At 67.9% G+C, this 23,423-nt stretch carries 22 protein-coding genes; 11 read left to right on the plus strand and 11 right to left on the minus strand.

Annotation, left to right across the window (positions count from 1 at the left end):
* Window positions 1-16: 16 nt before the first annotated feature.
* The 3 genes from KHB019_RS08035 to KHB019_RS08045 are packed head-to-tail and all read right to left on the minus strand — an operon-like array spanning window position 17 to window position 3,782.
* The gene (locus tag KHB019_RS08035) at window positions 17-1,198 is read right to left on the minus strand and encodes a sensor histidine kinase (protein ID WP_230101657.1); all 1,182 of its coding nucleotides are present in this window, start codon (window positions 1,196-1,198) and stop codon (window positions 17-19) included.
* A 38-nt stretch (window positions 1,199-1,236) separates the two neighbouring features.
* A complete protein-coding gene (locus tag KHB019_RS08040) occupies window positions 1,237-1,473 on the minus strand; it encodes a YbdD/YjiX family protein (RefSeq protein WP_230101658.1) in 237 nt (78 codons plus the stop codon).
* Between the two features lie 14 nt (window positions 1,474-1,487).
* The gene (locus tag KHB019_RS08045; RefSeq protein ID WP_337458612.1) at window positions 1,488-3,782 is read right to left on the minus strand and encodes a carbon starvation CstA family protein; all 2,295 of its coding nucleotides are present in this window, start codon (window positions 3,780-3,782) and stop codon (window positions 1,488-1,490) included.
* 192 nt (window positions 3,783-3,974) lie between these two features.
* On the opposite strand from KHB019_RS08045, the gene KHB019_RS08050 reads away from it, so the two are divergent.
* Genes KHB019_RS08050 through KHB019_RS08070 form a run of 5 tightly spaced genes read left to right on the plus strand, consistent with a single transcriptional unit; the run spans window position 3,975 to window position 8,527 of the window.
* Window positions 3,975-4,517: an ECF transporter S component gene (locus KHB019_RS08050; RefSeq protein WP_230101660.1), complete on the plus strand. Its 543-nt coding sequence runs from the start codon at window positions 3,975-3,977 to the stop codon at window positions 4,515-4,517.
* A 20-nt stretch (window positions 4,518-4,537) separates the two neighbouring features.
* Window positions 4,538-6,238: an ABC transporter ATP-binding protein gene (locus tag KHB019_RS08055; RefSeq protein ID WP_337458613.1), complete on the plus strand. Its 1,701-nt coding sequence runs from the start codon at window positions 4,538-4,540 to the stop codon at window positions 6,236-6,238.
* The gene (locus KHB019_RS08060) at window positions 6,235-7,065 is read left to right on the plus strand and encodes an energy-coupling factor transporter transmembrane component T (RefSeq protein ID WP_337458614.1); all 831 of its coding nucleotides are present in this window, start codon (window positions 6,235-6,237) and stop codon (window positions 7,063-7,065) included. The genes KHB019_RS08055 and KHB019_RS08060 overlap by 4 nt, the downstream gene beginning before the upstream one ends.
* Before the next feature lie 38 nt (window positions 7,066-7,103).
* A complete protein-coding gene (locus KHB019_RS08065; protein WP_337458615.1) occupies window positions 7,104-7,979 on the plus strand; it encodes a siderophore-interacting protein in 876 nt (291 codons plus the stop codon).
* A complete protein-coding gene (locus tag KHB019_RS08070; RefSeq protein WP_230101664.1) occupies window positions 7,976-8,527 on the plus strand; it encodes an ECF transporter S component in 552 nt (183 codons plus the stop codon). Before KHB019_RS08065 ends, KHB019_RS08070 begins: the two co-directional genes overlap by 4 nt.
* Window positions 8,528-8,565: 38 nt before the next feature.
* Here the strand turns inward: KHB019_RS08070 and KHB019_RS08075 are convergent, their stop codons facing one another.
* Both KHB019_RS08075 and KHB019_RS08080 read right to left on the minus strand, forming a co-directional pair.
* Complete coding sequence (locus KHB019_RS08075) at window positions 8,566-9,729, minus strand: acyl-CoA dehydrogenase family protein (RefSeq protein ID WP_230101665.1); 1,164 nt, start codon at window positions 9,727-9,729, stop codon at window positions 8,566-8,568.
* A gap of 177 nt (window positions 9,730-9,906) precedes the next feature.
* Window positions 9,907-10,833, minus strand: a complete 927-nt coding sequence (locus KHB019_RS08080; protein WP_230101666.1) for a M15 family metallopeptidase — start codon at window positions 10,831-10,833, stop codon at window positions 9,907-9,909.
* A gap of 82 nt (window positions 10,834-10,915) precedes the next feature.
* Here KHB019_RS08080 and KHB019_RS08085 point away from each other — a divergent pair, with 82 nt between their 5' ends.
* On the plus strand, window positions 10,916-11,959 hold the full coding sequence (locus KHB019_RS08085; RefSeq protein ID WP_230101667.1) for an Rv2578c family radical SAM protein: 1,044 nt from the start codon (window positions 10,916-10,918) through the stop codon (window positions 11,957-11,959).
* A gap of 4 nt (window positions 11,960-11,963) precedes the next feature.
* Here KHB019_RS08085 and KHB019_RS08090 read toward each other — a convergent pair whose 3' ends face one another.
* Window positions 11,964-12,296 (minus strand): MerR family transcriptional regulator, encoded by a 333-nt coding sequence (locus KHB019_RS08090; protein WP_337458616.1) that lies wholly within the window; start codon window positions 12,294-12,296, stop codon window positions 11,964-11,966.
* Window positions 12,297-12,413: 117 nt separating this feature from the next.
* Here KHB019_RS08090 and KHB019_RS08095 point away from each other — a divergent pair, with 117 nt between their 5' ends.
* The 3 genes from KHB019_RS08095 to KHB019_RS08105 all read left to right on the plus strand — a co-directional run bounded on the left by KHB019_RS08095 (window position 12,414) and on the right by KHB019_RS08105 (window position 14,335).
* Window positions 12,414-12,851 carry an Hsp20/alpha crystallin family protein gene (locus KHB019_RS08095; protein ID WP_230101669.1) on the plus strand — a complete coding sequence of 146 codons (438 nt, stop codon included), beginning with the start codon at window positions 12,414-12,416 and terminating at the stop codon, window positions 12,849-12,851.
* 441 nt (window positions 12,852-13,292) lie between these two features.
* Window positions 13,293-13,739, plus strand: coding sequence for a GNAT family N-acetyltransferase (locus KHB019_RS08100; protein WP_230101670.1), 447 nt, complete (start codon window positions 13,293-13,295; stop codon window positions 13,737-13,739).
* A gap of 56 nt (window positions 13,740-13,795) precedes the next feature.
* Window positions 13,796-14,335 (plus strand): YaeQ family protein, encoded by a 540-nt coding sequence (locus KHB019_RS08105; RefSeq protein WP_230101671.1) that lies wholly within the window; start codon window positions 13,796-13,798, stop codon window positions 14,333-14,335.
* A gap of 26 nt (window positions 14,336-14,361) precedes the next feature.
* Here the strand turns inward: KHB019_RS08105 and KHB019_RS08110 are convergent, their stop codons facing one another.
* A complete protein-coding gene (locus tag KHB019_RS08110; RefSeq protein ID WP_337458617.1) occupies window positions 14,362-16,512 on the minus strand; it encodes a DEAD/DEAH box helicase in 2,151 nt (716 codons plus the stop codon).
* Between the two features lie 250 nt (window positions 16,513-16,762).
* Here KHB019_RS08110 and KHB019_RS08115 point away from each other — a divergent pair, with 250 nt between their 5' ends.
* Window positions 16,763-17,674: an aldose 1-epimerase family protein gene (locus KHB019_RS08115; protein WP_337458618.1), complete on the plus strand. Its 912-nt coding sequence runs from the start codon at window positions 16,763-16,765 to the stop codon at window positions 17,672-17,674.
* Between the two features lie 49 nt (window positions 17,675-17,723).
* Here KHB019_RS08115 and KHB019_RS08120 read toward each other — a convergent pair whose 3' ends face one another.
* From KHB019_RS08120 to KHB019_RS08135, 4 genes are all read right to left on the minus strand, one after another.
* Window positions 17,724-20,912, minus strand: coding sequence for an efflux RND transporter permease subunit (locus KHB019_RS08120; RefSeq protein WP_337458619.1), 3,189 nt, complete (start codon window positions 20,910-20,912; stop codon window positions 17,724-17,726).
* A 2-nt stretch (window positions 20,913-20,914) separates the two neighbouring features.
* Window positions 20,915-21,508, minus strand: a complete 594-nt coding sequence (locus KHB019_RS08125; protein WP_230101675.1) for a TetR/AcrR family transcriptional regulator — start codon at window positions 21,506-21,508, stop codon at window positions 20,915-20,917.
* A 72-nt stretch (window positions 21,509-21,580) separates the two neighbouring features.
* Window positions 21,581-21,940: a fluoride efflux transporter FluC gene (locus KHB019_RS08130; RefSeq protein ID WP_337458620.1), complete on the minus strand. Its 360-nt coding sequence runs from the start codon at window positions 21,938-21,940 to the stop codon at window positions 21,581-21,583.
* On the minus strand, window positions 21,937-22,323 hold the full coding sequence (locus KHB019_RS08135; protein WP_325472284.1) for a fluoride efflux transporter FluC: 387 nt from the start codon (window positions 22,321-22,323) through the stop codon (window positions 21,937-21,939). Before KHB019_RS08135 ends, KHB019_RS08130 begins: the two co-directional genes overlap by 4 nt.
* 62 nt (window positions 22,324-22,385) lie before the next feature.
* Between KHB019_RS08135 and KHB019_RS08140 the strand changes: the two genes are divergently transcribed.
* On the plus strand, window positions 22,386-23,393 hold the full coding sequence (locus KHB019_RS08140; protein ID WP_230101678.1) for a squalene cyclase: 1,008 nt from the start codon (window positions 22,386-22,388) through the stop codon (window positions 23,391-23,393).
* Window positions 23,394-23,423: the final 30 nt, after the last annotated feature.

Here is a 23,423-nt window from a genome sequence, read left to right on the forward strand (position 1 = left end):
CCCTTCCTCAGATGTGTCAGCCCCGTTGCGGATCGTGCAACGGCTGCGACTTCGGGATCCGCATCCGCACCAGGGTACCGGCGCCGGTGTTCGTCTCCACGACCAGTCCGCCATCGCTTCCGTACAGCTGACGCAACCGGGTGTCGACGTTGCGCAGCCCCACGTGCGCGCCGTCGACCGCCGAGGTCAGCAGCGTGCGCAGGATCTCAGGGTCCATGCCGACGCCGTCGTCCTCGATCGTGATCTCGGTGTGCGTGCCGTCATCGGCCGAATCGATCCTGATCGTTCCGCCGCGCTCCCCCGGCTCGAGACCGTGCCGCACCGCGTTCTCGACCAGCGGCTGCACGGACAGGAAGGGGATGACGGTCGCAAGCGTCTCCGGCGCGATCCGCAGAGTCACCTCGAGCCGGTCGCCGAACCGCGCGCGCTCGAGGGTCAGATACGCATGGATGCTCTGCAGCTCCTCCGCAAGCGTCGTGAAATCGCCCTGCCGGCGGAAGGAGTAGCGGGTGAAGTCCGCGAACTCGAGAACGAGGTCGCGCGCGCGTTCGGGGTCGGCGTGGATGAACGACGCGATCGCCGTGAGCGCGTTGTAGATGAAGTGCGGCGAGATCTGCGCGCGCAACGACCGCAGTTCGGCCTCGGCGAGGGCCGTACGCGAAGCATCCAGCTCTCCGAGCTCGACCTGCGCAGCGCACCAGTCGGCGACCTCGCCGGCAGCGCGGACGAGCGCGGCGCGCACCGGCGCGGCGAACGCGACGACCACCCCGGCGACCTGGCCGTCGACGACGATCGGAGCGCCGACCGCCTCCAGCTCCTCGCCGTCGGGGTGCGGGAAGACCTGCCGCCGCCCCGATTCGCGGATCAGCCCGGCGATGCGCACGGCGGATGCCTCCAGCCCGTCGGCCGCCCCGTCGATCGCGACGGTGTCTCCGTCACCGACGATCGCGACGGCCGCGCTGCCGAGCAGAGCCCGGAAGTGCCGAGCGGCGCGGACGACGTCGGGACTGCTCAGCCCGCCCCGAAGATCTCGCGCGGCGAGGCTCGCGTGGTGCATGACCTCGTAGGACGCGTGCTCGGCCGCGCTCCCGAGGTCTGCCGAACCGCGCGCGAGCCTGCGCGCGAGGAGCAGCAGCACTGTGACGGCGATCCCGCCGAGCACGCCCAGGACTGCGGCGAGCACGACGGGATCGGTCATGCAGTCAGCCTAGAAGACACCCTCAACAGCACGTATTCTCAACAGCAACGCGCGCCAGGATTGCGGTCCTGCTCGTCCATGCGGTCCCGCCAGAACTGACGCTCCGTCATGGGTTCCTCGTCCGGATGCCGGCGCCGGTGGTGCGCGAGGTAGGTCTCATAGGCGCTGTCGCCCATGAGGTTGCGCATGTACCAGCGGATGCCGCGGCCGGCCCTGGCCACCCACGCGGCGAGCGCGCGGAGCGGGTCGGTCACGGCATCCGTCTGATTCGTCATGACAGGCGATCCGCTCAGTGGTGCGCCGTCGTCCGGCGCTCCTCTTCCACGATCGGCTCCCATTCCTTCTCGAGTTCGCGTTCGGCGCGAGTCGGGATGAACCCCGAGGGCGCATAGCGGTTCGACGCGATCGGCTCGTCCTCGGTGTTCTCGCCGCCGCCGTTGCGGATCGCCTTGATCGTCACGACGACCGCGACGATCATCACGATGATCGCGAGGACGACGAAGATGATCGACAGGCTGCCCTGCACCGCGGTGTTGCGGATGACCGCCTCGACGACCGCCGGCTCTCCGAGACTCGTGTCTCCCGTGTCCAGCGCCTCCTGGTACTTGAAGTTGTTCGCCCAGTAGCCGACAGCCGGCACCGGCGAGAAGATCTTGTACATCGAGGCGGTGATCGTGATGACGGCGGTGAACGCGAGCGGAGCCGCCACGATCCAGAGCCAGCGCAGGTAGTTCTTGCCGCGCTTGGCGACGATCGCCATGACCACGGCGAGCGCGATCGCGGCGAGCAGCTGGTTGGCGATGCCGAACAGCGGGAAGAACGTGTTGATGCCGCCGAGCGGGTCGGTGACTCCGAGGATCAGGATGTAGCCCCAGCCGGCGACCATGATCGCCGTGCAGATCCACACACCCGGGCGCCACGAGACGTCACGGAACTTCGGGAACCAGGTGCCGATCGTGTCCTGCAGCATGAAGCGGGCGACGCGGGTTCCGGCATCCACCGCGGTGAGGATGAACAGCGCCTCGAACATGATCGCGAAGTGGTACCAGAACGCCATGAGCGCCTGACCGCCGAGAGCCTGCTGCATGATGTGCGCGAGGCCGAGCGCGAGCGTCGGCGCACCGCCGGTGCGCGACACGATCGACGGCTCTCCGACATCCGCCGCAGTGCCGGTCAGCATCTCCGGAGTGATGTTCACGCCGGTCAGACCCAGCGAGTTCACGAACGCCACCGCGCCCTCGACCGTTCCTCCGGTCAGAGCCGTCGGCGAGTTCATCGCGAAGTAGATCCCCTGGTCGATCGAGATCGCGGCGACGAGGGCCATAATCGCGACGAAGGACTCCATGAGCATTCCGCCGTATCCGATGAAGCGCGTCTGCCGCTCCTTCTCGACGAGCTTCGGCGTCGTGCCGGAGGAGATCAGCGCGTGGAATCCGGAGAGCGCCCCGCAGGCGATCGTGACGAACAGGAACGGGAACAGCGAGCCGGAGAACACCGGCCCCATGCCGTTCTCGCCGAAGATCGTGACCGCGGGAACCGAGATCTCAGGGCGCACGATGACGATCGCGCCGGCGAGCATCACGATCACGCCGATCTTCATGAACGTCGACAGGTAGTCGCGCGGTGCGAGCAGCAGCCAGACGGGGAGGATCGCGGCGATGAAGCCGTAGATGATGATGCCCCAGGCGATCACGCCGCGGTCGAGGTGGAACACCTCTGCACCCCACTCGGTGCCGGCGACCCAGCCGCCTCCGACGATCGCGGCCATGAGCAGCACGAAGCCGATGATCGAGACCTCGGTGACCTTGCCGGGGCGGAGGAAGCGCAGGTAGACGCCCATGAACAGCGCGATCGGGATGGTCATCGCGACCGAGAAGACGCCCCACGGGCTCTCGCCGAGTGCATTGACGACGACCAGGGCGAGGATCGCCACGATGATGATCATGATGAGGAGCGCGGCGATGATCGCGGCCGTGCCGCCGATCCTGCCGAGTTCCTGGCGGGCCATCTGACCGATGGTGCGGCCACCGCGGCGCATCGAGAAGAACAGCACGGTGTAGTCCTGAACGGCACCGGCGAGCACGACGCCGACGATGATCCAGATCGTGCCGGGGAGGTAGCCCATCTGCGCTGCGAGCACTGGCCCGACGAGCGGGCCGGCGCCGGCGATGGCGGCGAAGTGGTGGCCGTAGAGCACGCGGCGGTCGGTGGGGACGTAGTCCTTGCCGTCCTGCTTGACCTCGGCCGGCGTCGCGCGCTTGTCGTTCGGTCGAAGGAGGTACCGCTCGATGACCTTGGAGTAGAAGCGGTAGCCGATCAGGTACGTGCAGACCGCGGCGAACACGAACCAGATCGCGTTGACCGTCTCGCCGCGGACGATGGCGAGCATCGTCCAGGCCACGGCTCCGAGGAGCGCGATCGCGGCCCAGAGCGCGATCTTCGGCCAGGTCCAGCGGCCGGCCTTGGCGTCCTGCTCCGGAGTGAGAGATGTGGGTGGGAGATTCGGATCGCTGACGAGTACGGGCTCGCCGTCGATGACAGCGCCTGCTCGGGACTGCGAGCGGCGCGACGAAGGTGATGACATGGATGCTCCTTGTGTGCGCGTCATTGCGTGTCCCAACGCTAGGAACTCGTGACCGCGCGCACCCGTCGCCTGATCGACGGATGCGACGAGCGGCACCGCCGGGGCGACGAACGGTGCGATCGCGCTGCTCGAGCATGGTTTTCCCCGGTCTCGGAGGGGACCGTGCGCCCGCCGCGCGACTAGGCTGATCAGGTGCCCAAGACCCGTGTCCTGACGACCCGCGTGCTGCTCATCTGCGCCGCTGTCGGTGTCGCCACGGGCCTCGTCTCGGCGGGCGCCGGCTACCTCAGCGTGCCGGTCTCCGCGGCCGTGCCGGTGCTGTACGGGCTCATCCTCGGCTCGCATGTCCTGCCCGGCATCGTCGCCCAGTCATTGCTGCGCGTACCCGGTGTCGCGCTGGTCGCGCACGTGCTCGCAGCCCTGGTCTCGAGTGCCTTCGCTCCGGCCTGGGTACTGCGCTACATCGGCACTGCACTGCTGATCGGTCTCATCCAGGAGGGCATCACCGCGATCGGCCGGTACCGCTACTGGGGCCTCGGTCGGTTCATGATCTCGGCGGTGATCGTCGGAATCATCCTCGCCGTGCCGATCGGACTGGCCGTCGATCTCGACCGGTTCGAGCCCTGGGCCAGAGTGCTGTACCTCGTGATGTTCATCGTCGGGCCCGTCGCGTGGACCTTCATCGGCGCGCGCATCGGCGCATCGCTGCGACGAGCGGGCGTCGCAACCAGGTAAGGGTCGGCTAACCTGGGTACGTGCTCCCATCCGTGCCCCTGCTTCGCGTGCGCGACCTCTCGCTCACACACGCAGGCGCAACGCACCCGTCGCCCAGCGACGTGAGCTTCGACGTGCAGCCTGGCGAGGTCGTCCTCGTGCTCGGACCGAGCGGATCGGGCAAGTCGACGTTGACGCTCGCGCTGAACGGGCTCATCCCGCAGTCGGTCCCCGCCGACGTCGCAGGCACCGTAGAGGTCCGAGGACGGAGCACCGTGGACACCCCGGTGGCCGAACTCAGCTCGGACGTGGCGATGGTGTTCCAGGATCCGGACGCGCAGCTGGTCACCGGCACGCTCCTCGACGAGGTGGCGTTCGCCCTCGAGAACCTGCTGCTTCCCGTCGCCGAGGTGCTCTCGCGATCGGAGCAGGCGCTGCGCCGGGTCGGCCTCTGGGAGCGCCGCGCCTGGAACCCCGATCGCCTGTCCGGCGGCGGACGCCAGCGTCTGGCGATCGCCTGCGCCGTCGCGATGGGGTCCCCCCTGATCGTTCTGGACGAGCCCACCGCGAACCTCGACCCGCAGAGCATCGACGACGTCTACGACGCCCTGACCGATCTCGTGGCATCCGGTGATCGTGCCGTCATCCTCGTCGAGCACAATCTGGATGCCGCGATGCGCTTCGCGACCCGCGCGATCGTGCTCGACCAGCAGGGCCGGCTCGCCTTCGACGGCCCCGTCGCCGAGATCCTGCGCGAGCACACCGAGGAGCTCATCGCCATGGGCGTGTGGCTGCCGGCCGCGACCCTCGCCGGACGGATGCTGCGCGAACGCGGCGTCCTGGATGCCGAGACACCTCTCCCACTGACGCCGGAGGAGTTGGCGGGGGTGGTGAACGGCTTCGGGACGTTGAGCGAGCGCAGCGAGACGAGACGGATTGAGCGAGCCGAAGGCGGGTCGAAATCGTCACCGATGATCGTCCGGTCGAGGAACCTCAGCGTGAAGCGCGGACGCGCCGAGGTGCTGCACGGCATCGACCTCGACATCTCCGCAGGGTCCCTCACCGCGATCGTGGGCGCGAACGGCGCCGGCAAGACCACGCTCATCCAGGCCCTCGCCGGCGTCGTGCCTCCGCCGCGGAACCGGATCACGATCGACGGCATCGACCCCGGCCGCGCTTCCCCTCGCGACCTCGCCGCCCGCGTCGGCTTCGTGTTCCAGAACCCCGAGCACCAGTTCATCGCGCACACCGTCTTCGACGAGCTCGCGCACGGCCTGCGCCTCCGCGGCGCCTCGGATGCCGAGATCTCCGACCGCGTCGGCGAGATGCTGAGCCGGTTCGGGCTCGAGCACAAGGCGGACGTGCATCCCTTCCTGCTCTCCGGCGGAGAGAAGCGACGGCTGTCCGTCGGCACCGCGCTCATCACGCGTCCCGCCGTCCTCGCACTCGACGAGCCGACCTTCGGCCAGGATCGTGCCCGCGCCGACGAACTGCTGCGGCTGCTGAAGTCCCTGAGATCGGAGGGCACGACGATCGTCATCGTCACGCACGATCTGCAGCTCGTCGCCGACCACACCACCCACACGGTCGTTCTGGCCGACGGCCGCGTGCACGCCGCAGGATCGACGGACGAGCTGTTCGCGACCGAAGGGCTCTTCGAGACCGCAGGCCTCCGGCTGCCGGCACTGCACCGAGCGCTGAACCCGCAGTTGCGCGGAATCCTCACCGAGACGACGCGATGACCGCCATCACCTCCCCCACCGCCACGGTCGACCCGTACGCCCCCGGGGCGCCGGCACCGGCCAGGCGGTTCCTGAATCACCTCAATCCCCTCGCCAAGGTCGGCGCCGTCCTCCCGGCGATGGTGCTGCTGATCTTCGTGCGCGATCTCGCGACGCCGCTGTGGTTCACCGCGATCGCCTACGCACTGATCGTGATCGGCGCCCGCCTCACCGCGCGGACGGCTGCACTGCTGTTCCTCGCCGTTCCCCTCGGCGTGATCGCGATCGGCTTCGGCTTCTCACTCTGGGTCGATGCCTCCGGCGTCGACGACACGGCGCCGTTCCTGCAGATCGGCGGCTGGACCCTGTTCAGCGGAGCCGTGCAGATCGGATTCGCGACCGCGCTGCGGCTGGCTTCCATCCTCGCGCTCGCGTTGATCGGCGGGCTCACGACGACCGGACCCGACCTCGTCCGCGCCGGCATCCAGCATCTCCGCGTGCCGTACCGGATCGGGTACACGGCACTCGCGGCGTATCGCTTCGTGCCGCGGTTCGGATACGAGCTCAGCGTGATCCGCGCCGCGCACCGGGTGCGCGGTCAGCACGGAGGCCGCGGTCCGTTCGCGCGCATCGTCCGCGGTTGGGGATACATCGTCCCGCTGCTGGCCGGCGCGATCCGGCACGCCGAGCGCGTGGCGCTGGCGATGGATGCTCGTGCCTTCGGCGCGCATCCGACGCGGACCGAGCGGCACCTGGTGCCCTTCCGCACGCGCGACACCGTGTTCGTCGTGATGTTCATCGCGGCATCGGCGGCGATCTTCGCACTCACGTTCCCCTGGCAGCTCTGACTCCCGTTCCGAGCAGCCCGACACCTGAAAGGCGACCGATGGCATTCAGCAAGATGGTCAAGCCCGAGACCACCGACCTCCTTCCACTCGAAGTGCTGCGCACCGAGCGGCTCGCACCGCACTGGATGCGCGTGACCCTCGGCGGCGGCGAGATCTCGAAGTTCCGGCCGATGGGCTACGACCAGTGGTTCCGGCTCTTCATCCCCGTCACCGGCGACGCCGGGCTCGAGCGCGTTCCGGCGAAGGCGCACAAGCTCTTCGGGTATCTGAAGTTCCTGCGGATACCCGACGGGGAGCGACCGGTGATGCGCAACTACAGCGTTCGCGAGTACCGACCGGCCACGGGCGACCACGGCGCGGAGATCGACGTCGATTTCGTGCTGCACGGCTCTGCGGCCGACGGCACCGCCGGCCCGGCATCCCGCTGGGCGGAGACGTGCGGCCAAGGCGATCGCGTGCTGATCATCGACGAGGGACTCACGTTCAACCCCGAGCGCGGCGTCGACCGCGTGGTGCTCGTCGGCGACGAGACCGCCCTGCCGGCGATCGCCTCGATCTGCGCGTCGCTGCCGGAGGCCGCATCCGGCATGGCGATCATCGAGGCGCCGTCCGAGGACGACATCCTCGAGTTCGCGCATCCGGAGGGCATCTCCGTGGAATGGATCGTGCGTCCGCACGCCGTCGACCCCGGATCGCTCGCGCTGACCGCGCTGCGCGATGCCGCGCTGCCGAATGCTCCGTTCCATGCGTATGCGGCAGGAGAGCAGGCTCTCGCGTCCGGAGTGCGCAAGCAGCTCGTCACCGACCGCGGTGTCGACAAGAACACCGTCAGCTTCTGCGGCTACTGGAAGATCGGCGCGGCATCGCCGACCTCGAAGGCCGCTCGCGACCTGGCGGCGGAGCCGCTGGCATGAGCGAGGCACGACGCATGCCGCGGATCTCGACGACCCTGCTGCTGACCTGCGCAGCGCTCGGCGTCGCCGGAGGCCTGCTGCTGGCCCCAGCGAACTGGCTGTCCACCGTGCTCCTGACGCTGGGCAATCCGGTGCTGTCCGTGGCGATCACCGGGCTGTGGGTGCTGCCGTCGGTGATCGCACTGCGGCTGCTCCGCCGGCCGCTGGTCGGGCTGCTCGTCGGCGTGATCGCCGGGCTCGTGATCGCGCCGTTCTCCGGATACGGCTTCTACAGCGTGATCACCAACGCGTCCTGGGCGCTGCCGGCCGAGTTGCCGTTCATGATCGTGCTGTGGCGCTTCTGGAAGACCTGGATGCACTATGCCGGGGCGGCCGTGCTCGGCGTGGTCTACCCGCTGTTCTCCTGGGAGTTCTTCCACATGGGATCGCAGCCGCTGTGGTCGCAGATCCTCTTCTTCGCGGTGACCTTCGCAAGTTGCGTTGGGGCGACGGCGCTCGGCATCCTCATCGCCGACAAGCTGCGCGCCGCAGGCGTCGGACGCCGCTGAGCGCTGCACCTCAGGTTGCAGCACTCAGCGATGGCGTATCAGCGCTTGCCAACGATCTGGCGACCGACGAGATCGCGCATGATCTCGTTGGTGCCGCCGTAGATGCGGTGCACTCGGGCGTCGGTGAACGCGCGGGCGATCGGGTACTCCATGATGTAGCCGTAGCCGCCGTGCAGCTGAACGCCGGTGTCGAGCACCTCCCACTCGCGCTCGGTCGCCCAGTACTTGACCTTCGCGGCATCCTCTGCGGTGAGCTTCTGGTCCTTGTAGGCCAGCAGCGCGCGGTCGATGTAAGCCCACATGACCTCGGTCGTGGTGACCATGTCGGCGAGCTGGAAGCGCGTGTTCTGGAAATCCGCGATCCGCTCGCCGAACGCCTCGCGGTCCTTGGTGTAGGTGATGGTCCAGTCGGTCGCAGCCTGTGCCGCCGCTGCTGCCGCGACGCCGATCGAGAGGCGCTCCAGCGGCAGGTTCATCATCAGCTGGATGAAGCCCTGGCCCTCCTTGCCGCTGATGAGGTTCTCGTCGGGGACGAACACGTCGGTGAAGCTGAGTTCAGCGGTGTCCCAGCCGTGGAAGCCCATCTTGCGCAGCTTCTTGCCCTGGTCGAACCCTTCCATGCCCTTCTCGAGGATGAGCAGGCTGAACGCATCGGGGCGGTTGCCCTCACCGGTCTTCACGAACGTGACGACGATGTCGGCCGTCGTACCGGAGGAGATGAAGGTCTTGGCACCGTTCACGATGTAGCCGCCGTCGACCTTCTTCGCGTTGGTCTTGATGCCGCGGAGGTCCGAGCCCGCACCGGGGTCGGTCATGGCGAGCGCGCCGAGCACCTCGCCGGTGGCCATGCGAGGCAGCCACTTCTCCTTCTGCTCCTGCGTGCCCATGTGCACGAGGTAGGGCACAGCCAGGTCGTCCTGGATGCCGAAGGCCCCGGCCAGGGAACCGGCTCCTGAGGCGATGACCTCTTCCATCACGATGGTGCGGAAGCGGTAGTCCTGCAGCATGCCCGCGCCGCCGAACTCTTCGGGGACGGAGAGTCCGATGAGACCGGCCTCGCCGGCGGCGAGCATGGTCTCGCGGTCGATCTCGCCCGCGGCATCCCACTTCTCGATGCTCTCGGTGCTCACGTGCCGCTTGACGAAGTCCTTGACCAGGTCGCGGAATGCCTCGTGGTCCTCGTCGTAGATGTCGCGTTCCATGCCGTCCTCCCGAACGTGTCTGGCGTCTTTGCTCCGCCGAGTCTATGCCGGAGAGCGGATGCCGAGGCCGGGCATTGTGAGAATGCATCCCACGATGCGTGACACTGGGTTCCGCGTTTGTGGGATGCCACAGATCCGTGCATCCACCCCCGGGATGCGGCCGCCCGACGGCGTGCGTCAGTGCGCGTAGTCGGGAGCGGCCGGCAGGCCGAAGAACTCCTCGAGAGTCCGGTACCCGCCCTCGTGGTAGGTCTCGGCGAGCGCGGGACCGATGTAGCGCAGATGCCACGGTTCGGGTTCATACCCGGTGGTCGGAGTCGCACCGGCCTCGTAGCGGACGACGAACCCGTACTCCCACGCATGGGCGGCGACCCAGTCGCTCTCCGGGGTTCCGCCGAAGTTCGCGATCTCACCGCAGCCGCGGCTGCACGCGACGACGTCGACCGCGAGGCCGGTCTGATGCTCGCTGAACCCAGGGCGCGCCGATCCCAGGTCTGCCGTGCGCTGCCCCTCTGCACTCACCAGACCGGTGTAGTTCGAGACCTGCAGCAGGTACGAACGGTAGGCGTTGTTCATTCCGAGCACGCCCGATCCCGACCGCTCGAGGTCTGCGGCCATGTCGCCGAGAGCGGCTGCGGCACCCTGGTGGATCATGCGCGACGACGTCGTCTGCTGGATGGGCGACTCGATCAGGTCGACGGGAACGTAGTCAGTGGGGTTCAGCTCATGGGTCTTGTTCACGACGACCCAGATGCGGGCAGGGTCCATCAGAGAGATGCAGGGCGCGTTGCCGACGACGACAGCATCGCGGAACGCCGCGCCTCCGCCGAAGGCGGCGATCACCGCCTCATCGTCCCCCGCCGCGATGGCGTCGGCGACCGCCGATTCAGCGCACGGATCGGCAGCCGGCACGGCCGCGACGTGCACCCCGGGGAGCTGAGCGGCCGCAGCCGGAACCGGAGGCACGGACGCGTCGACGGGCGCGGGCACGTCCGCCAGCGCCCACATCGCACCCAACGCGGTGACCGCGAGCCCGATCGGTAGGGCGACCGAGAGCGCACGGCGTGGACGCGACGCGTGCCGCGGGTACCGGGCGTCGCTCATGCTTCCATTCTTGCTTAACTCGAATCGAACATATTTCTTAAACCTGATTGACTTTATCTCGCCGTTTTGTTCGAATGGCCGTATGCGGTGGCAGGGACAGACGATCGACGATGCGGATGCCGCGGCGCTGCCCGGCCTCGAGAATCGCACCGGCATCGTGCGCTCCGTGACGACACCCGAGTTCGCGGACATGACCTTCCACGAAGTGCTTGCGAAGTCGGCGCTGAATCATGTTCCTGGCGGATCGCGGATGCCGTTCAGCTGGACGATCAACCCGTACCGCGGATGCTCTCATGCCTGCACCTATTGCTTCGCCCGCGGAACGCATCAGTACCTCGACCTCGACGGCGGCACGGACTTCGACTCGCAGATCGTCGTGAAGACGAACGTGGCGGAGGTGCTGCAGCGCGAGCTGCGGCGGGGCTCCTGGAACCACGAGACGGTGGCACTGGGGACGAACACCGACCCGTATCAGCGGGCAGAGGGCCGCTACCGGCTCATGCCGGACATCATCCGCGCCCTGGCCGAGTCCGGCACCCCGATGTCCATCCTCACCAAGGGCACGCTGATCCGGCGAGACATCCCGCTGCTGGTGGAAGCCGCCAGGTCCGTACCCGTCGACATCTCGATGTCGATCGCGATGTACGACGACGAGCTGCAGCACTCCATCGAACCGGGGACCCCGTCGACCCAGGCGCGCCTGGACACCGTTCGCGCGCTGGCTGGTGCCGGATTCCGCGTCAGCGTGTTCCTCATGCCGGTCCTGCCGCATCTGACCGACTCGGTCGAACACATCGACCACGCGCTCCGGCGGATCAAGGACTCCGGCGCCGACCACGTGATCTACGGCGCTCTGCACCTCCGTGCCGGGGTGAAGCCCTGGTTCATGCAGTGGCTGGAGCGCGAGCATCCCGAGCTGATGTCCTCGTATGGCGGGCTCTACCCCGGCGCCGCCGCCGATGCTCCCAAGGCGTACCGGCAGTGGCTGGCGAAGCGGATCCGGCCGCTGATCCGCGCCCATGGGCTCGAAGCACGGCACTCCGATGACGCCTACCCGACGAGGCAGTTGACGAGACCGGCTGTACTGACGCCCACCGCTCCGCCGGCGCAGCCGATGCTGTTCTGACCCGTCATTCGACTGTCTCGGCGCGTTGAGAATCGTCGTCGGCTCGCTCTTCGGCCTCGTCCAGCTGGGCGCGTAGAAGGCGATTGGCAGCCTCTAGTGCGAGCACGTGGCGGGCGCCGACGAGGTTCACGCCGGCGTCGAGCAACTCGATCACTCGTCGAAGGGTGGACAGGTCATCTTCGCTGTAACGGCGGGTTCCGCCGGGGGTGCGGCTGGGCTCGAGCAGGCCTTTGCGTTCATACAGTCGCAAGGTTTGTTCGCCGACGCCGACGAGCTCTGCGGCGACGGTGATGCCGTACACGCCACGCGCGCTCAACGTCTCCGATGCGTCATCCAAAGTATCTCGTCCTTCCGGCTTGCATTACCTGTGTGCCTGGAGGTATAAAACCTATACCACTCAACACAGATTATCGAGTGGTCCACAACACCACAGTGAAATGGAGGAGATGCAGAAATGCTGTTGCAACATGACCCATTCCGTGACCTCGACCGGCTCACACAGCAGGTGTTCGGAACGGTCGCCCGGCCATCCGGTATGCCCCTGGACGCGTGGCGCGAGGGAGATGAGTTCGTAGTTGAGCTCGACCTCCCCGGTATCGATTCGGAGAAGCTGGATATCGATGTGGAGCGCAATGTCCTCACGATCACGGCGGAGCGACTCAGCCACATCCCCGACGCAGCCAATACCGTGGCGGCGGAGCGCCCATGGGGCGTCTTCAGTCGCCAGCTGGTGCTCGGGGATGCGCTGGATACCGAGAAGGTCGACGCGGACTACACCGCCGGCGTGCTGCGGCTGCGGATCCCCATTGCGGAACAGGCCAAGCCTCGCAAGATCAACGTCAACAGCCGGGACGCCATCCAGAGGAAGGAGGCCAAGAGCATCAACGCGTGACCGGAGCGCACTCTCCGAATCGCACTCTCCAGTCCCGACGGGAGGTGAATACATGATCCCCGACACCACCGCAACGGCCGCCGACACCACCGCGGCTACCCAACAGGCCACCCTCGAGTTACTGCTGCAGGACCGAGAGTGGGTGCAGGCCCAGTTCGCGGCGATCATGACCGCCTCCGGCTTCGGTGATCGCGTCATCCTTGGAACTCTCCCCGACCCGCCATACGATCACGTTTCCCGGGTCCGCGACAGGAACCCCCGATGGCGTTCCCTCGATCGACTCGCGATTGCGAGGGTCATATCGAGAGTTCGATCACCCCCGGACCGGTCATGACCTTCATCAAGCGCCCGGAGCCCCACCGGAGGGCTCCGGGCCGCGCCTGGCACGCTCCCGCGGAGAGCTGAATGTCCGCCGATCAACGCAGAGAGGAGATGAGGAGGATGCTCCAACTTGTCGAGCTTTCCCCCTCGACAATCGTCGATGTAAACAACATGTCGCTGAAGCCCGGGCAAGAGGAGTTTCTCTCCCCTGTGAGCTACGGCATCGCCGCCACGGTAGTGAACCCGCTCACGTCATGGCAGCGGGTCGTACTCGACGGCGACCAAGTCGTCGGCTTCCTCAGCGCGAACTTCGAAACCGACGCCCCCTACGAGCACTTCCGCTCCGTACTCTGGCGCATCAACGTCGACGCCGAGGAACAGCGCCGGGGGATCGGCCGCTTCGCTGTGGAAAAACTGAAAGAGGAAGCGCGCAAACGCGGGTTCGACCACGTCAACGTCATGTACGAAGCCGGCGAGCCCGGCCCGGACGCTTTCTTCCGCAACATGGGATTTGAACCGGTCGGAGAGACGGAATTCGGCGAAGTCATCGCCCAGGTTCGCGTCTAGATTCCTCGATGACAAGACGGGGCGTCGAAGCCCGGCGGCGCGTAGGCTCGATGATCATGGCAATCGGTTCGACGATCTACACGTTCGCGGTGCAGCTGGCCGACATGGACCGCGGGGTCTACGACGACCTGACGCTGCGCGTGGCGCGGCATCCGTCCGAGACCGACGCGTACATGGTGACGCGTCTGCTCGCGTACTGCCTCGAGTACACCGAGGGGATCGCCTTCGGCGAGGGCATCTCACAGGCCGATGAGCCGGCGGTGATCGTCCGCGACCTCACCGGCGCGGTCACGGCGTGGATCGAGGTCGGAGCACCCGACGCCGAACGGCTGCATCACGGCAGCAGGCTCGCTGATCGCGTCGCCGTCTACACGCATCGCGATCCGGCGAAGGTCATCGCCCCGTGGGCTGGCAAGCGGATCCACAACGCCGAGGCCATCGAGGTGTTCAGCTTCGACCCCGGTTTCATCGACGACGCGGTTCGCCTGCTCGAGCGGCGCAGCACCGTCACCCTGACCGTCACCGAGCGGCAGCTGTACCTCGACCTCAACGGCACGACGCTGAGCTCGGCCGTGCACGCGCACTCCGCCGTGTGAGAGCGGGGTGCGCGTGCTGACGGCGATCAGGCCGTGAGCTCGGCCGAGCTCGGCATCCGTCCTGCGACCTCTTCGAGGATGTCGTCGCCGAGACGCGCCTGCTCGAACGGTGCATCGATCTCCGCACGGCTGAGCAGCTCGCTCATGCGACGCTCGCGCTGACGGGTGATGAGCGTGACGACGCGGCCGGTGCGGCCCGCGCGACCGGTACGGCCGGAGCGGTGCATGTATGTCTTGTACTCGTCCGGAGCATCGGCCTGGATCACCAGATCGATGTCGTCGACGTGGATGCCGCGTGCCGCGACATCTGTCGCCACGAGCACGTTCACTCGACCCGAGGTCATCTTCTGCAGGTTGCGTGTGCGCTTGGCCTGATTCAGGTCACCGTGCAGCGAGACGGCCGGGATGCCGGCATCCTCGAACTGCTCTGCGAGCATCTCGGCGAATGCGCGGGTGCGCGCGAAGACGAGCGTCTTGCCATCGCGGTCGACCATCGAGGTGAGGATCTCGGCCTTGTCGCGGTGGTCGATCACGAGCACGCGGTGGTCGATGGTGCTGGAGTCCTGGTCCTCACCCGCGACCTCGTACACCGCCGGGTCGACGAGGAACTCGTCGACGAGCGCTGCGACCTCGCGGTCGAGCGTCGCCGAGAACAGCAGCTTCTGGCTGCCCTCCCGGGTGTGGCGCAGGATGCGCTGCACCGGCTCGACGAATCCGAGCTCGCACATGTGGTCGGCCTCGTCGAGGACGGCGATGCGGCAGTCCGACAGGTCGAGCTTGCCCTGGTTGATGAGGTCCTCGATGCGGCCGGGGGTGCCGATCACGATGTCGACGCCCTTCTTCAGCGCACCGACCTGACGGGCCTGCGGAACGCCGCCGTAGATCTGCGTGGTGAACAGGCCGACGCTGCGGGCGATCGGCTGCACAGTGCGGTCGATCTGCAGCGCGAGCTCACGCGTCGGAGCCAGGATGATCGCCTGCGGGTTGCGACCGAACTCGCGGCGCTTGCCGGCCTGCGCCTTCAGGATGCTCTCGACGAGCGGGGCGCCGAAGGCGATGGTCTTGCCGGAGCCGGTGCGTCCACGGCCGAGCACGTCGCGCGCCTCGAGGATCGACGGGATCGTCGCGGCCTGGATCGGGAACGGGGACTCTGCGCCCATGTTCTTCAGCGTCTCGACGATGTTCGAACCGAGTCCGAGATCGGCGAACGTGGTTCCTTCGACCTCGGGCGCTGCGACGACGTTCGCCTTCAGACGCTCATGGACGACGTCCTCGGTCGGCTCGAAGCGCTTGGCAGGAGCCTGCTTGTTCCAGTCGTCGCGGCTCGGGCGCTGCGCGCGGTCGTCGCGGCGGGGGCGGTCGTTCGAGCCGCGGTCGTCACGACGGGGACGGTCGTCGCGGTTGAAGCGAGGACGCTCGCCGTTCTGACGCGGGCGCTCGTTGCGGTCGCTCGTGAAAGGACGACGCTCGTCACGGGCCGGACGCTCATCCCGGTTGAACGGACGACGGTCGCCACCACGATCGTTGCGATCGTTGAACGGACGACGCTCGTCGCGAGCCGGACGCTCATCCCGGTTGAACGGACGACGGTCGCCACCACGATCGTCGTTGTAGCGAGGGCGCTCGTTCCGATCGCTGTTGAAGCGCGGGCGATCCCCCTGGAAACGCGGACGGTCGCCGCCGCGTTCGTCGCGACGGGGACGGTCGTCGTAGCGACGCTCGCCCGCCGGACGGTCGTTGTTGTAGCGCGGACGCTCGCCGTACGAGCCACGCGAATCCTGCGACCGCTCGTCGCGATGGTGCGGTGCCTCACGGCGTCCGGACACGGCGCGACCGCGGATGCCGCGGGCCTCGTCGCGACCGGCGCGGTCCTGATCCGACCAGCGGCGCTTCGGAGCGCCACCCTCGGAATCGGCAGGTCGGTAGCCGCGGTGGCTGGGGCTCTTGCTGCCGGGGCGGCGGTCGAAACCGCGATCGGACGTGCGGCTGCGGTCGGAGGAGAAGCCGCGGTCGCCGGCATCCGTGCGTGCGTCGCGGCCGTCGCGAGCGTCGCGATCTGGACGACCTGCTGCCGGCCGGCCACCAGCGTGACGGTCATGGAACGACGTCTTCTTCGCGAAGCGCGGCTCGAAATTGCGGGACGGGCGACCGCCCTTGGGCTTGCCATTCTTGGGCATGGTGTTTCCTGACTGTCTCTGACACGAGAACAGCATCCGCAGGCGGCGCACAGAGATCAGCGCACGGCGGACATACCCGAGCATCCATCGGCCGGGGCCATTCATGTGATGGTTTATGAACCATCGGCCCCTGGGCTCACACTTGATTCAGAACTTCCCGCGAGATCGCGGGTGCCCGAAGCCGACATGAGGAGTCTACAGGCCGCTCCTGGGAATCCCCCTGCCCTCGCCTGGTCATACGATTGCCCCCATGTCCGTCGATCGTGCTGTCACCTCCCCCACCGGCATCCAGCTTCACCTGCGACACGGGACCGTGACCGCGCAGATCGCGCAGGTCGGCGCGTCGCTGCGGCATCTCACCATCGATGACGTCGATCTCGTGCCGCCGTACCCCGCGGATCGGCCGACGCCGATGGCGTCCGGCATCGTGCTCGCGCCATGGCCGAACCGCGTCCGCGACGGCGTCTGGCAGGACGGCGCGGACGTGCGGCAGCTCGCGATCACCGAGCCGAAGCTGAACAACGCCAGCCACGGGCTGCTCCGGTTCACGGCCTACGAGATCGCCGCACAGGATGACGACGCGATCACGCTCGCGGCAGCGGTCGTTCCGCAGACCGGCTATCCGTACCTCGTCGAGACCACGGTGCACTACGCGCTGACGGATGCCGGCATCCACGTCACGCACTCGCTCACGAACCGCTCCGGCGAGAGCGCGCCGGTCGCACTCGGGACGCACCCGTTCGTCACGATCGGCGATGCCGATCCGCACGACCTCGTGCTGCGTGTTCCGGCTGCGACCCGGTTCGACACCGACGAGCGGATGCTGCCGACCGGCACCTCGCCCGCGCCGGAGTCCCTGCGCGAGGGTGTGCGCCTCGGGGACGTCGCACTCGACACCGGGTTCACCGAGCTCTCCCGCGACGCCGACGGCCGCGTGCGGCACACCCTCACCGCGCCGGACGGCCGCCGTCTGACGCTGTGGCAGGGCGAAGGATTCGACTACGTGCAGGTGTACACGAGCACGGGCTACCCCGGGCAGGAGCTCGCCGTCGCGATCGAGCCGATGACGGCTCCGGCCGATGCGTTCAACAGCGGACTCGGCGTCCGGCGCCTCGCGCCTGGCGAGACGTGGACGCTCGAATGGGGCATCGAGCTCGGCTGAGCGAGCAGGCGGAGGCGACGAGTCGAAGGCGACGAGTCGAAGCCGGCGCCTACGCCTGGTGCTCGCGCAGCTCCCGTCGAGTCAGCGCGTGCTCTGCGGCGTCCGGCGCGTCCGGCGTCGGCTCGTCGTCGCCGGACTCTGCGGTACCGGCATCCGGTCCCGCCTTCCGCGCCCTGCGACGCTCACGCGCACCCTCGACGAGGTTGTAGAGCGTCGGCAGCACGATCAGCGTCAGCACGGTCGAGGACACCAGGCCGCCGATGACGACGATCGCGAGCGGCTGCGAGATGAATCCGCCGTGACCGGTGATCCCGAGCGCCATCGGCGTCAGCGCGAAGATCGTCGCGAGCGCCGTCATGAGGATCGGCCGCAGGCGCTTCTCGCCGCCGGCCATCACGGCCTCAGCGGTCGACAGACCCTTCTCGCGATACTGGTTCACGAGGTCGACGAGCACGATCGCGTTCGTGACCACGATGCCGATCAGCATGAGCACGCCGATCAGGGATGCGACACCGAGCGGCACACCCGTGACGATCTGCAGCAGGATCGCACCGGTCGCCGCGAACGGAACCGAGACGAGCAGCAGCAGCGGCTGGCGCAGCGACTTGAAGGTCGCGACCATCACGACATAGACGATCAGGATCGCCGCGAGCATCGCGAGCCCCAGCTGCGAGAACGAGTCGGCCTGCTGCGAGGCCACACCGCCGACCTCGGCGGAGGCTCCGTCCGGCAGATCCACGGCCTCGAGAGCCGCGTTCACGGATGCCGTCGCGGTGGCGAGGTTGTCCGACGACGGCGGCACCGTGATGGTGGCCGTGCGGCGCCCCTGCTCCGTGGTGATCGACGTCGGCCCCTCGGCCTGATCGACAGATGCGACGTCCTGCAACTCGATGAGCCCGGTCGCCGTCGGGATCGTCAGAGTGCGGAGGTCGTCGATCGTCGCCGGAGGCTCGGATGCCGCGAGGTAGACCGTGAGCGCGGTGTCGTCGAGCTCGACGCTGCCGATCTGCTGCGGACGCATCGTGCTCGAGACGAGCGAACCCACCGCGACCTCCGACAGACCGCGCTCGGCTGCTGCTTCACGATCGACCACGACGGCGATGTACGGCAGGGATGCCGCGAGGTTGTCCGTGACCTGGCCGATGCCGTCGCGTCCGTCGAGCTCTGCCATCACGGCATCCGTCGCCTCGGCGAGCGCCTCGCCGTTCGGGGCGGTGATGTCGACCTCGATGTCGGTGGAGCCGAACCCGGCCGAGGCCGCGACGCTGATCTCGCCGACGCCCTCGAGGTCTTCCACGGCGTCCAGGACGTCAGCGCGGAGCTTCTCCTGATCGGCGCCTGACGAGGTCATGATCGAGTACGTCACGCCGGCCCCGCCGGAGAACGCATCGCGCAGCGCCGAGCCGCTCGAACCGATCGACACCTGCACGTTCTCGATGCCGTCGATGCCATCGAGCGCGTCCTCGACGACCGCTGCGGCCTCGTCCTTGGCCGCCAGGCTCGCGGTCGGGCCGAGGTCCTGCGTGACGGTCATGGTGTTCTGGCCGGTGTCGCTGAGGAAGTTGATCTTCATCAGCGGGGCCGCGGCGAGCGTAGCGCCGAGCACGACCACGGCGATGATCACGGTGAGACCGGAGTGCTTGAGCGTCCAGGTGAGGATCGGACGGTATCCGCGCTGAAGGGCTGTGGGCGGAGCATCCGGATGCTCTGGATCGATGACCTCGCCGCTCTCGTCCTTGAGCTCCTTGCCGGGCCGCAGGAACCAGTAGGCGAGCACCGGCACGATCGTCAGCGCGACCAGGAGCGAGGCGACCATCGCGATCGTGACGGTCATCGCGAACGGCCGGAACAGCTCGCCGACCATGTCGCCGACGAACACGATCGGCAGGAAGACGGCGACGGTCGTGATGGTGGATGCCGTGATGGCCGCAGCCACCTCGCGCACCGCGAGCCGGATCGCATCGCCCTTGTCGGCATCGCCGACGTAGTGCCTCTTGATGTTCTCGATCACGACGATCGAGTCGTCGACCACGCGGCCGATCGCGATCGTCAGTGCGCCGAGGGTGAGCACGTTCAGCGAATATCCGAACGCCTGCAGGCCGATGAATGTGATGAGCACGCTCGTCGGGATCGAGATCGCGGTGACGATCGTCGAACGGATCGACAGCAGGAACACGAGGATGACGATGACGGCGAAAACGAGTCCGAGCAGACCCTCGGTGGCCAGTGTGTCGATCGACTGGACGATGAACGGCGCCTGATCGAAGACGACCGTGAACTTCGCGTCGGGGAAGCTCGCCTTGAGGTCGTCGATCGCGGAGATCACGCCGTCGGAGACCTCGACGGTGTTGGCGGCCGGCAGCTTGGTGATCGAGATCGACAGGGCGTCCTCGCCGTTGACGCGCGAGATCGAGCTGACGGGCTCTGTGCCGAGTTCGACGGTCGCAACATCGGCGATCGTCGCAGGCGCACCTGCGACATCCGTGCCTGAAATACGCGTCCCGACGAGCGGAAGGGCTGCGATCTCATCGACCGAGGCGATCTTGGCGCCGGTCTGGACGGTGAGGGTCTGGCCGTCCTCGGTGATGTCCCCGCCGGGGAACAGGGTGCCGTTCTGCTGCAGCGCGTCGCGGATCGCCTGGCTGCTGACGCCGACGGCGGCGAGCTTCGCCTGATCGGGGGTGATGGTGATCTGCTGACCGAGCCCGCCGACGATCTCGGCGGCGTTGACGCCGTCCACGTCCTCGAGGGCGGGGATCGCGACGTTCTCGAGGTCGGCCTGCGCTGTCTCGGCGTCGGCGAATCCGGTCACGGCGACCTGGATCACCGGGAAATCGTCGATCGACACCGACAGCACCTGCGGCTCGACGTCCTCAGGCAGCTGGGAGGAGATGCGGTTGATCGCCTGCTGCATCTTCTGCTCTGCCGTGGCGAGGTTCTCACCGTAGGTGAACGTGGCCTGGATGATCGACGCGTTCGTCGTGCTCGTGGCACTGGTCGACTCGAGACCGGGCACACCCTGGATCGCCGTCTCGATCGGCGTGGACACGTCGTTCTCGACGACCTCGGGCGAGGCGCCGGGGTAGGTGGTCATGACGACCAGCGATGGGAGCTCGAGCGAGGGGATGAGCTCCTGCTTGAGGTTGGTCAGCGCGAGACCGCCGAACACGGCGGCGACGATCGTGATGAGCGCGATCAGCGCGCGGTTGCGCAGGCTCAGGACGGCGAGGTTCGACACGGCTAGTTCTCTCTCGGATCAGTTGTGCGATCAGTGGTGCGGCTGTCGTCGCCGAGGATGCCGGCGAGTGCGGTTTCGATGATGTGACGAGGCAGCGGAACGTCGTTGATCTGCGAGTGCCACAGTACGCCGTCGAGGAAGACGGCCGCGGCCATGGCCCGCTCGGATCCGTGGACCGGCTCGAGGATCGCGACGAGCTCGAGCGACAGGGTGCGGGCGAGTTCGCGCAGCTTCGGGTCGTGCACAGCGGCCGTGACGACGGCGCGATCGGCGCGCACCGCCGGTGCGTCCGCCATCGCCGCGGACAGGAAGGCTGCGATCGCCGCGGGTGTCGAGCCGTCGACGGCGAGCGCATCGCGCATCCTCTGCAGTTGCTCCTCGACGTGCGCGACCAGAAGTTGCAGCGCGGCCTCGCGGAGGTCGTCCAGTGTGGCGAAGTACTGGGTCGTGGCGCCGAGGGGGACGTCCGCGCGTGCGGCGACCTTGCGGTGCGTGATGGCGTCGACCCCGACCTCGACGATCAGCTCGGCGGCCGCGAGCACGATGGCGTTGCGGCGGGCCTCCGGGTCGCGTCTGCGACGGGGCGAGTCGGGCATGGTCCTCCTGGACGTCTGTACATGTACTTTTGTACAGAACGGTTGCTGTGGACGGACTGAGTGCGGCCGCTCTCAGACCAGCGTGCCGACGCCGAGCCCGGCGAGTGCCGCGGCGACGGATGTTGCGAAGGTCCCGAACAGGTGCGCGATCGAGGCCGGCCTCTCGCCGTCACGCCACAGCGCGAGGGCGTCGAGCATCGCCGTGCTGAAGGTCGTGTACCCGCCGAGGAGGCCGGCGCCGATCACGAGCGCCGCGTCGGGGATGGATGCCGTCACCACTCCGAGCGCGAAGGCACCCGTGATGTTCACGACGACGATCCCCCACGGAAACCGGCCCCTGGTCAGCGACATGACTCCGATGTCGACGAGGTAGCGGAGGCCGGCGCCCACGCCGCCGGCGATCGATGCCAGGAGGAAGATCAGCGGCGTCATGCGCGGCGCTTCGTCTTGCCCCAGCGCATGCCGAGCACTGCTGCGGCCAGGCCGATTCCCAGAGTCATCACGACGTAGAGGACGGCGAGGAGCGGGGCATCAGTCCACAGCTGAACCGATCCGACGGCGAACGCGCTGTAGGTGGTGAATCCGCCGAGGATGCCGGTGCCGAGGAACACTCGGATGTCGCCCCCTCGATCCCTGAGCCTGTCGAAGGGAAGGCGCGCGGCGAGCACGCCGATGAGCAGAGCTCCGACGACGTTGGCGACGAGGGTGGCGACCGGGAGCAGACCCGCGTTCGGAATCAGCAGCCCAATGCCGAGGCGGGCCGCTGTGCCCAGCATCCCGCCCGCGATGACGAGGAGCAGACGGCGGAGGGTCACTCGGCAACTCTAGTCCGGGCCTCACCTCCGCTTTCGGCAGTCGGCGGCGTATCGTTCCGGGCATGGTCACCGACGCGCGCACACTCGAATGGCTGCTCGACTCCGACCCCGCGATCCGATGGCAGGTCGAACGCGACGTGGTCGGAGCCCCCGAGGAGGTGTGGCAGGCGACGCGCGAGCGCGTGGCGACCGAGGGTTTCGGCGCTGCGCTGCTCGCGAAGCAGGACCCGGACGGCCAGTGGGCCGGCGGCGCGCACTTCCCGGCCGGGTTCTTCGACAGCCCAGAACGTGAGGACACCGGCCAGCCGTGGGTCGCGACGAGCTGGTCGCTCAGGGACCTGCGCGAATGGGGTGTGGATGCCGCGGCCCTCGCCGGCACGGCCGAGAAGCTCGCGGCGAACTGTCACTGGGAATACGACGACATGCCCTTCTGGGGCGGCGAGGTCGACGTCTGCATCAATGCGTTCACTCTCGCCTCAGGCGCGTGGCTGGGAGCTGACGTGTCGAGGCTGGTGGCGTGGTTCCCCGAACACCGCCTCGCCGACGGCGGGTGGAACTGCGAGGCGGAGGAGGGCGACTCCGTGCGGTCGTCGTTCCACTCGACGCTGAACGCGGTGCGCGGCATCCTCGCCTACGAACGGATCACAGGAGACCTGTCGATGAGAGACGCGCGGCACGGCGGCGAGGAGTATCTGCTCGAGCGCGGGCTCATGCGACGAGCATCCACGGGTGAGATCGTCGGTGACTTCGTGACGGAATTCGTCTACCCGAATCGGCATCGCTACAGCGCGCTGGCCGCGCTCGACCACTTCCGCGAGGCGTCGGTGTTCGAGGGTTCCGCGCCGGACGAGCGCTTGGCGGATGCCGTCGAACTCGTTCGCTCGAAGCGGCAGGAGGGCGGCACTGCGCTTCCCGGCTCCTGGCTGCAGACGACTCCCCTCGCCGGACGGACGTGGTTCGATGTCGACGTCGCGGAGGGCGAGCCGTCGCGCTGGCTCACCCTCATCGGCACGCGGGTGCTCGACTGGTGGGATGGGGCGCAGAAGAACGCGGATGTCAAGCCGGTATGAGTCGCAGCGGGGACCCCGTGTACTGGGGCC

The organism is Microbacterium sp. KHB019, from assembly GCF_037285405.1.
In the GTDB taxonomy this organism is placed as follows: Bacteria; Actinomycetota; Actinomycetes; order Actinomycetales; family Microbacteriaceae; genus Microbacterium.

Bases quoted from the DNA above. Each gene is read 5' to 3' on its own strand.
- KHB019_RS08080 (WP_230101666.1), bottom strand. From the start codon at position 10,833: ATGAGCGACGCCCGGTACCCGCGGCACGCGTCGCGTCCACGCCGTGCG.
- KHB019_RS08095 (WP_230101669.1), top strand. From the start codon at position 12,414: ATGCTGTTGCAACATGACCCATTCCGTGACCTCGACCGGCTCACACAG.
- KHB019_RS08075 (WP_230101665.1), bottom strand. From the start codon at position 9,729: ATGGAACGCGACATCTACGACGAGGACCACGAGGCATTCCGCGACCTG.
- KHB019_RS08070 (WP_230101664.1), top strand. From the start codon at position 7,976: ATGAGCGAGGCACGACGCATGCCGCGGATCTCGACGACCCTGCTGCTG.
- KHB019_RS08100 (WP_230101670.1), top strand. From the start codon at position 13,293: ATGCTCCAACTTGTCGAGCTTTCCCCCTCGACAATCGTCGATGTAAAC.
- KHB019_RS08045 (WP_337458612.1), bottom strand. From the start codon at position 3,782: ATGTCATCACCTTCGTCGCGCCGCTCGCAGTCCCGAGCAGGCGCTGTC.
- KHB019_RS08035 (WP_230101657.1), bottom strand. From the start codon at position 1,198: ATGACCGATCCCGTCGTGCTCGCCGCAGTCCTGGGCGTGCTCGGCGGG.
- KHB019_RS08130 (WP_337458620.1), bottom strand. From the start codon at position 21,940: ATGACGCCGCTGATCTTCCTCCTGGCATCGATCGCCGGCGGCGTGGGC.
- KHB019_RS08125 (WP_230101675.1), bottom strand. From the start codon at position 21,508: ATGCCCGACTCGCCCCGTCGCAGACGCGACCCGGAGGCCCGCCGCAAC.
- KHB019_RS08040 (WP_230101658.1), bottom strand. From the start codon at position 1,473: ATGACGAATCAGACGGATGCCGTGACCGACCCGCTCCGCGCGCTCGCC.
- KHB019_RS08085 (WP_230101667.1), top strand. From the start codon at position 10,916: ATGCGGTGGCAGGGACAGACGATCGACGATGCGGATGCCGCGGCGCTG.
- KHB019_RS08065 (WP_337458615.1), top strand. From the start codon at position 7,104: ATGGCATTCAGCAAGATGGTCAAGCCCGAGACCACCGACCTCCTTCCA.
- KHB019_RS08115 (WP_337458618.1), top strand. From the start codon at position 16,763: ATGTCCGTCGATCGTGCTGTCACCTCCCCCACCGGCATCCAGCTTCAC.
- KHB019_RS08105 (WP_230101671.1), top strand. From the start codon at position 13,796: ATGGCAATCGGTTCGACGATCTACACGTTCGCGGTGCAGCTGGCCGAC.
- KHB019_RS08110 (WP_337458617.1), bottom strand. From the start codon at position 16,512: ATGCCCAAGAATGGCAAGCCCAAGGGCGGTCGCCCGTCCCGCAATTTC.
- KHB019_RS08140 (WP_230101678.1), top strand. From the start codon at position 22,386: ATGGTCACCGACGCGCGCACACTCGAATGGCTGCTCGACTCCGACCCC.
- KHB019_RS08060 (WP_337458614.1), top strand. From the start codon at position 6,235: ATGACCGCCATCACCTCCCCCACCGCCACGGTCGACCCGTACGCCCCC.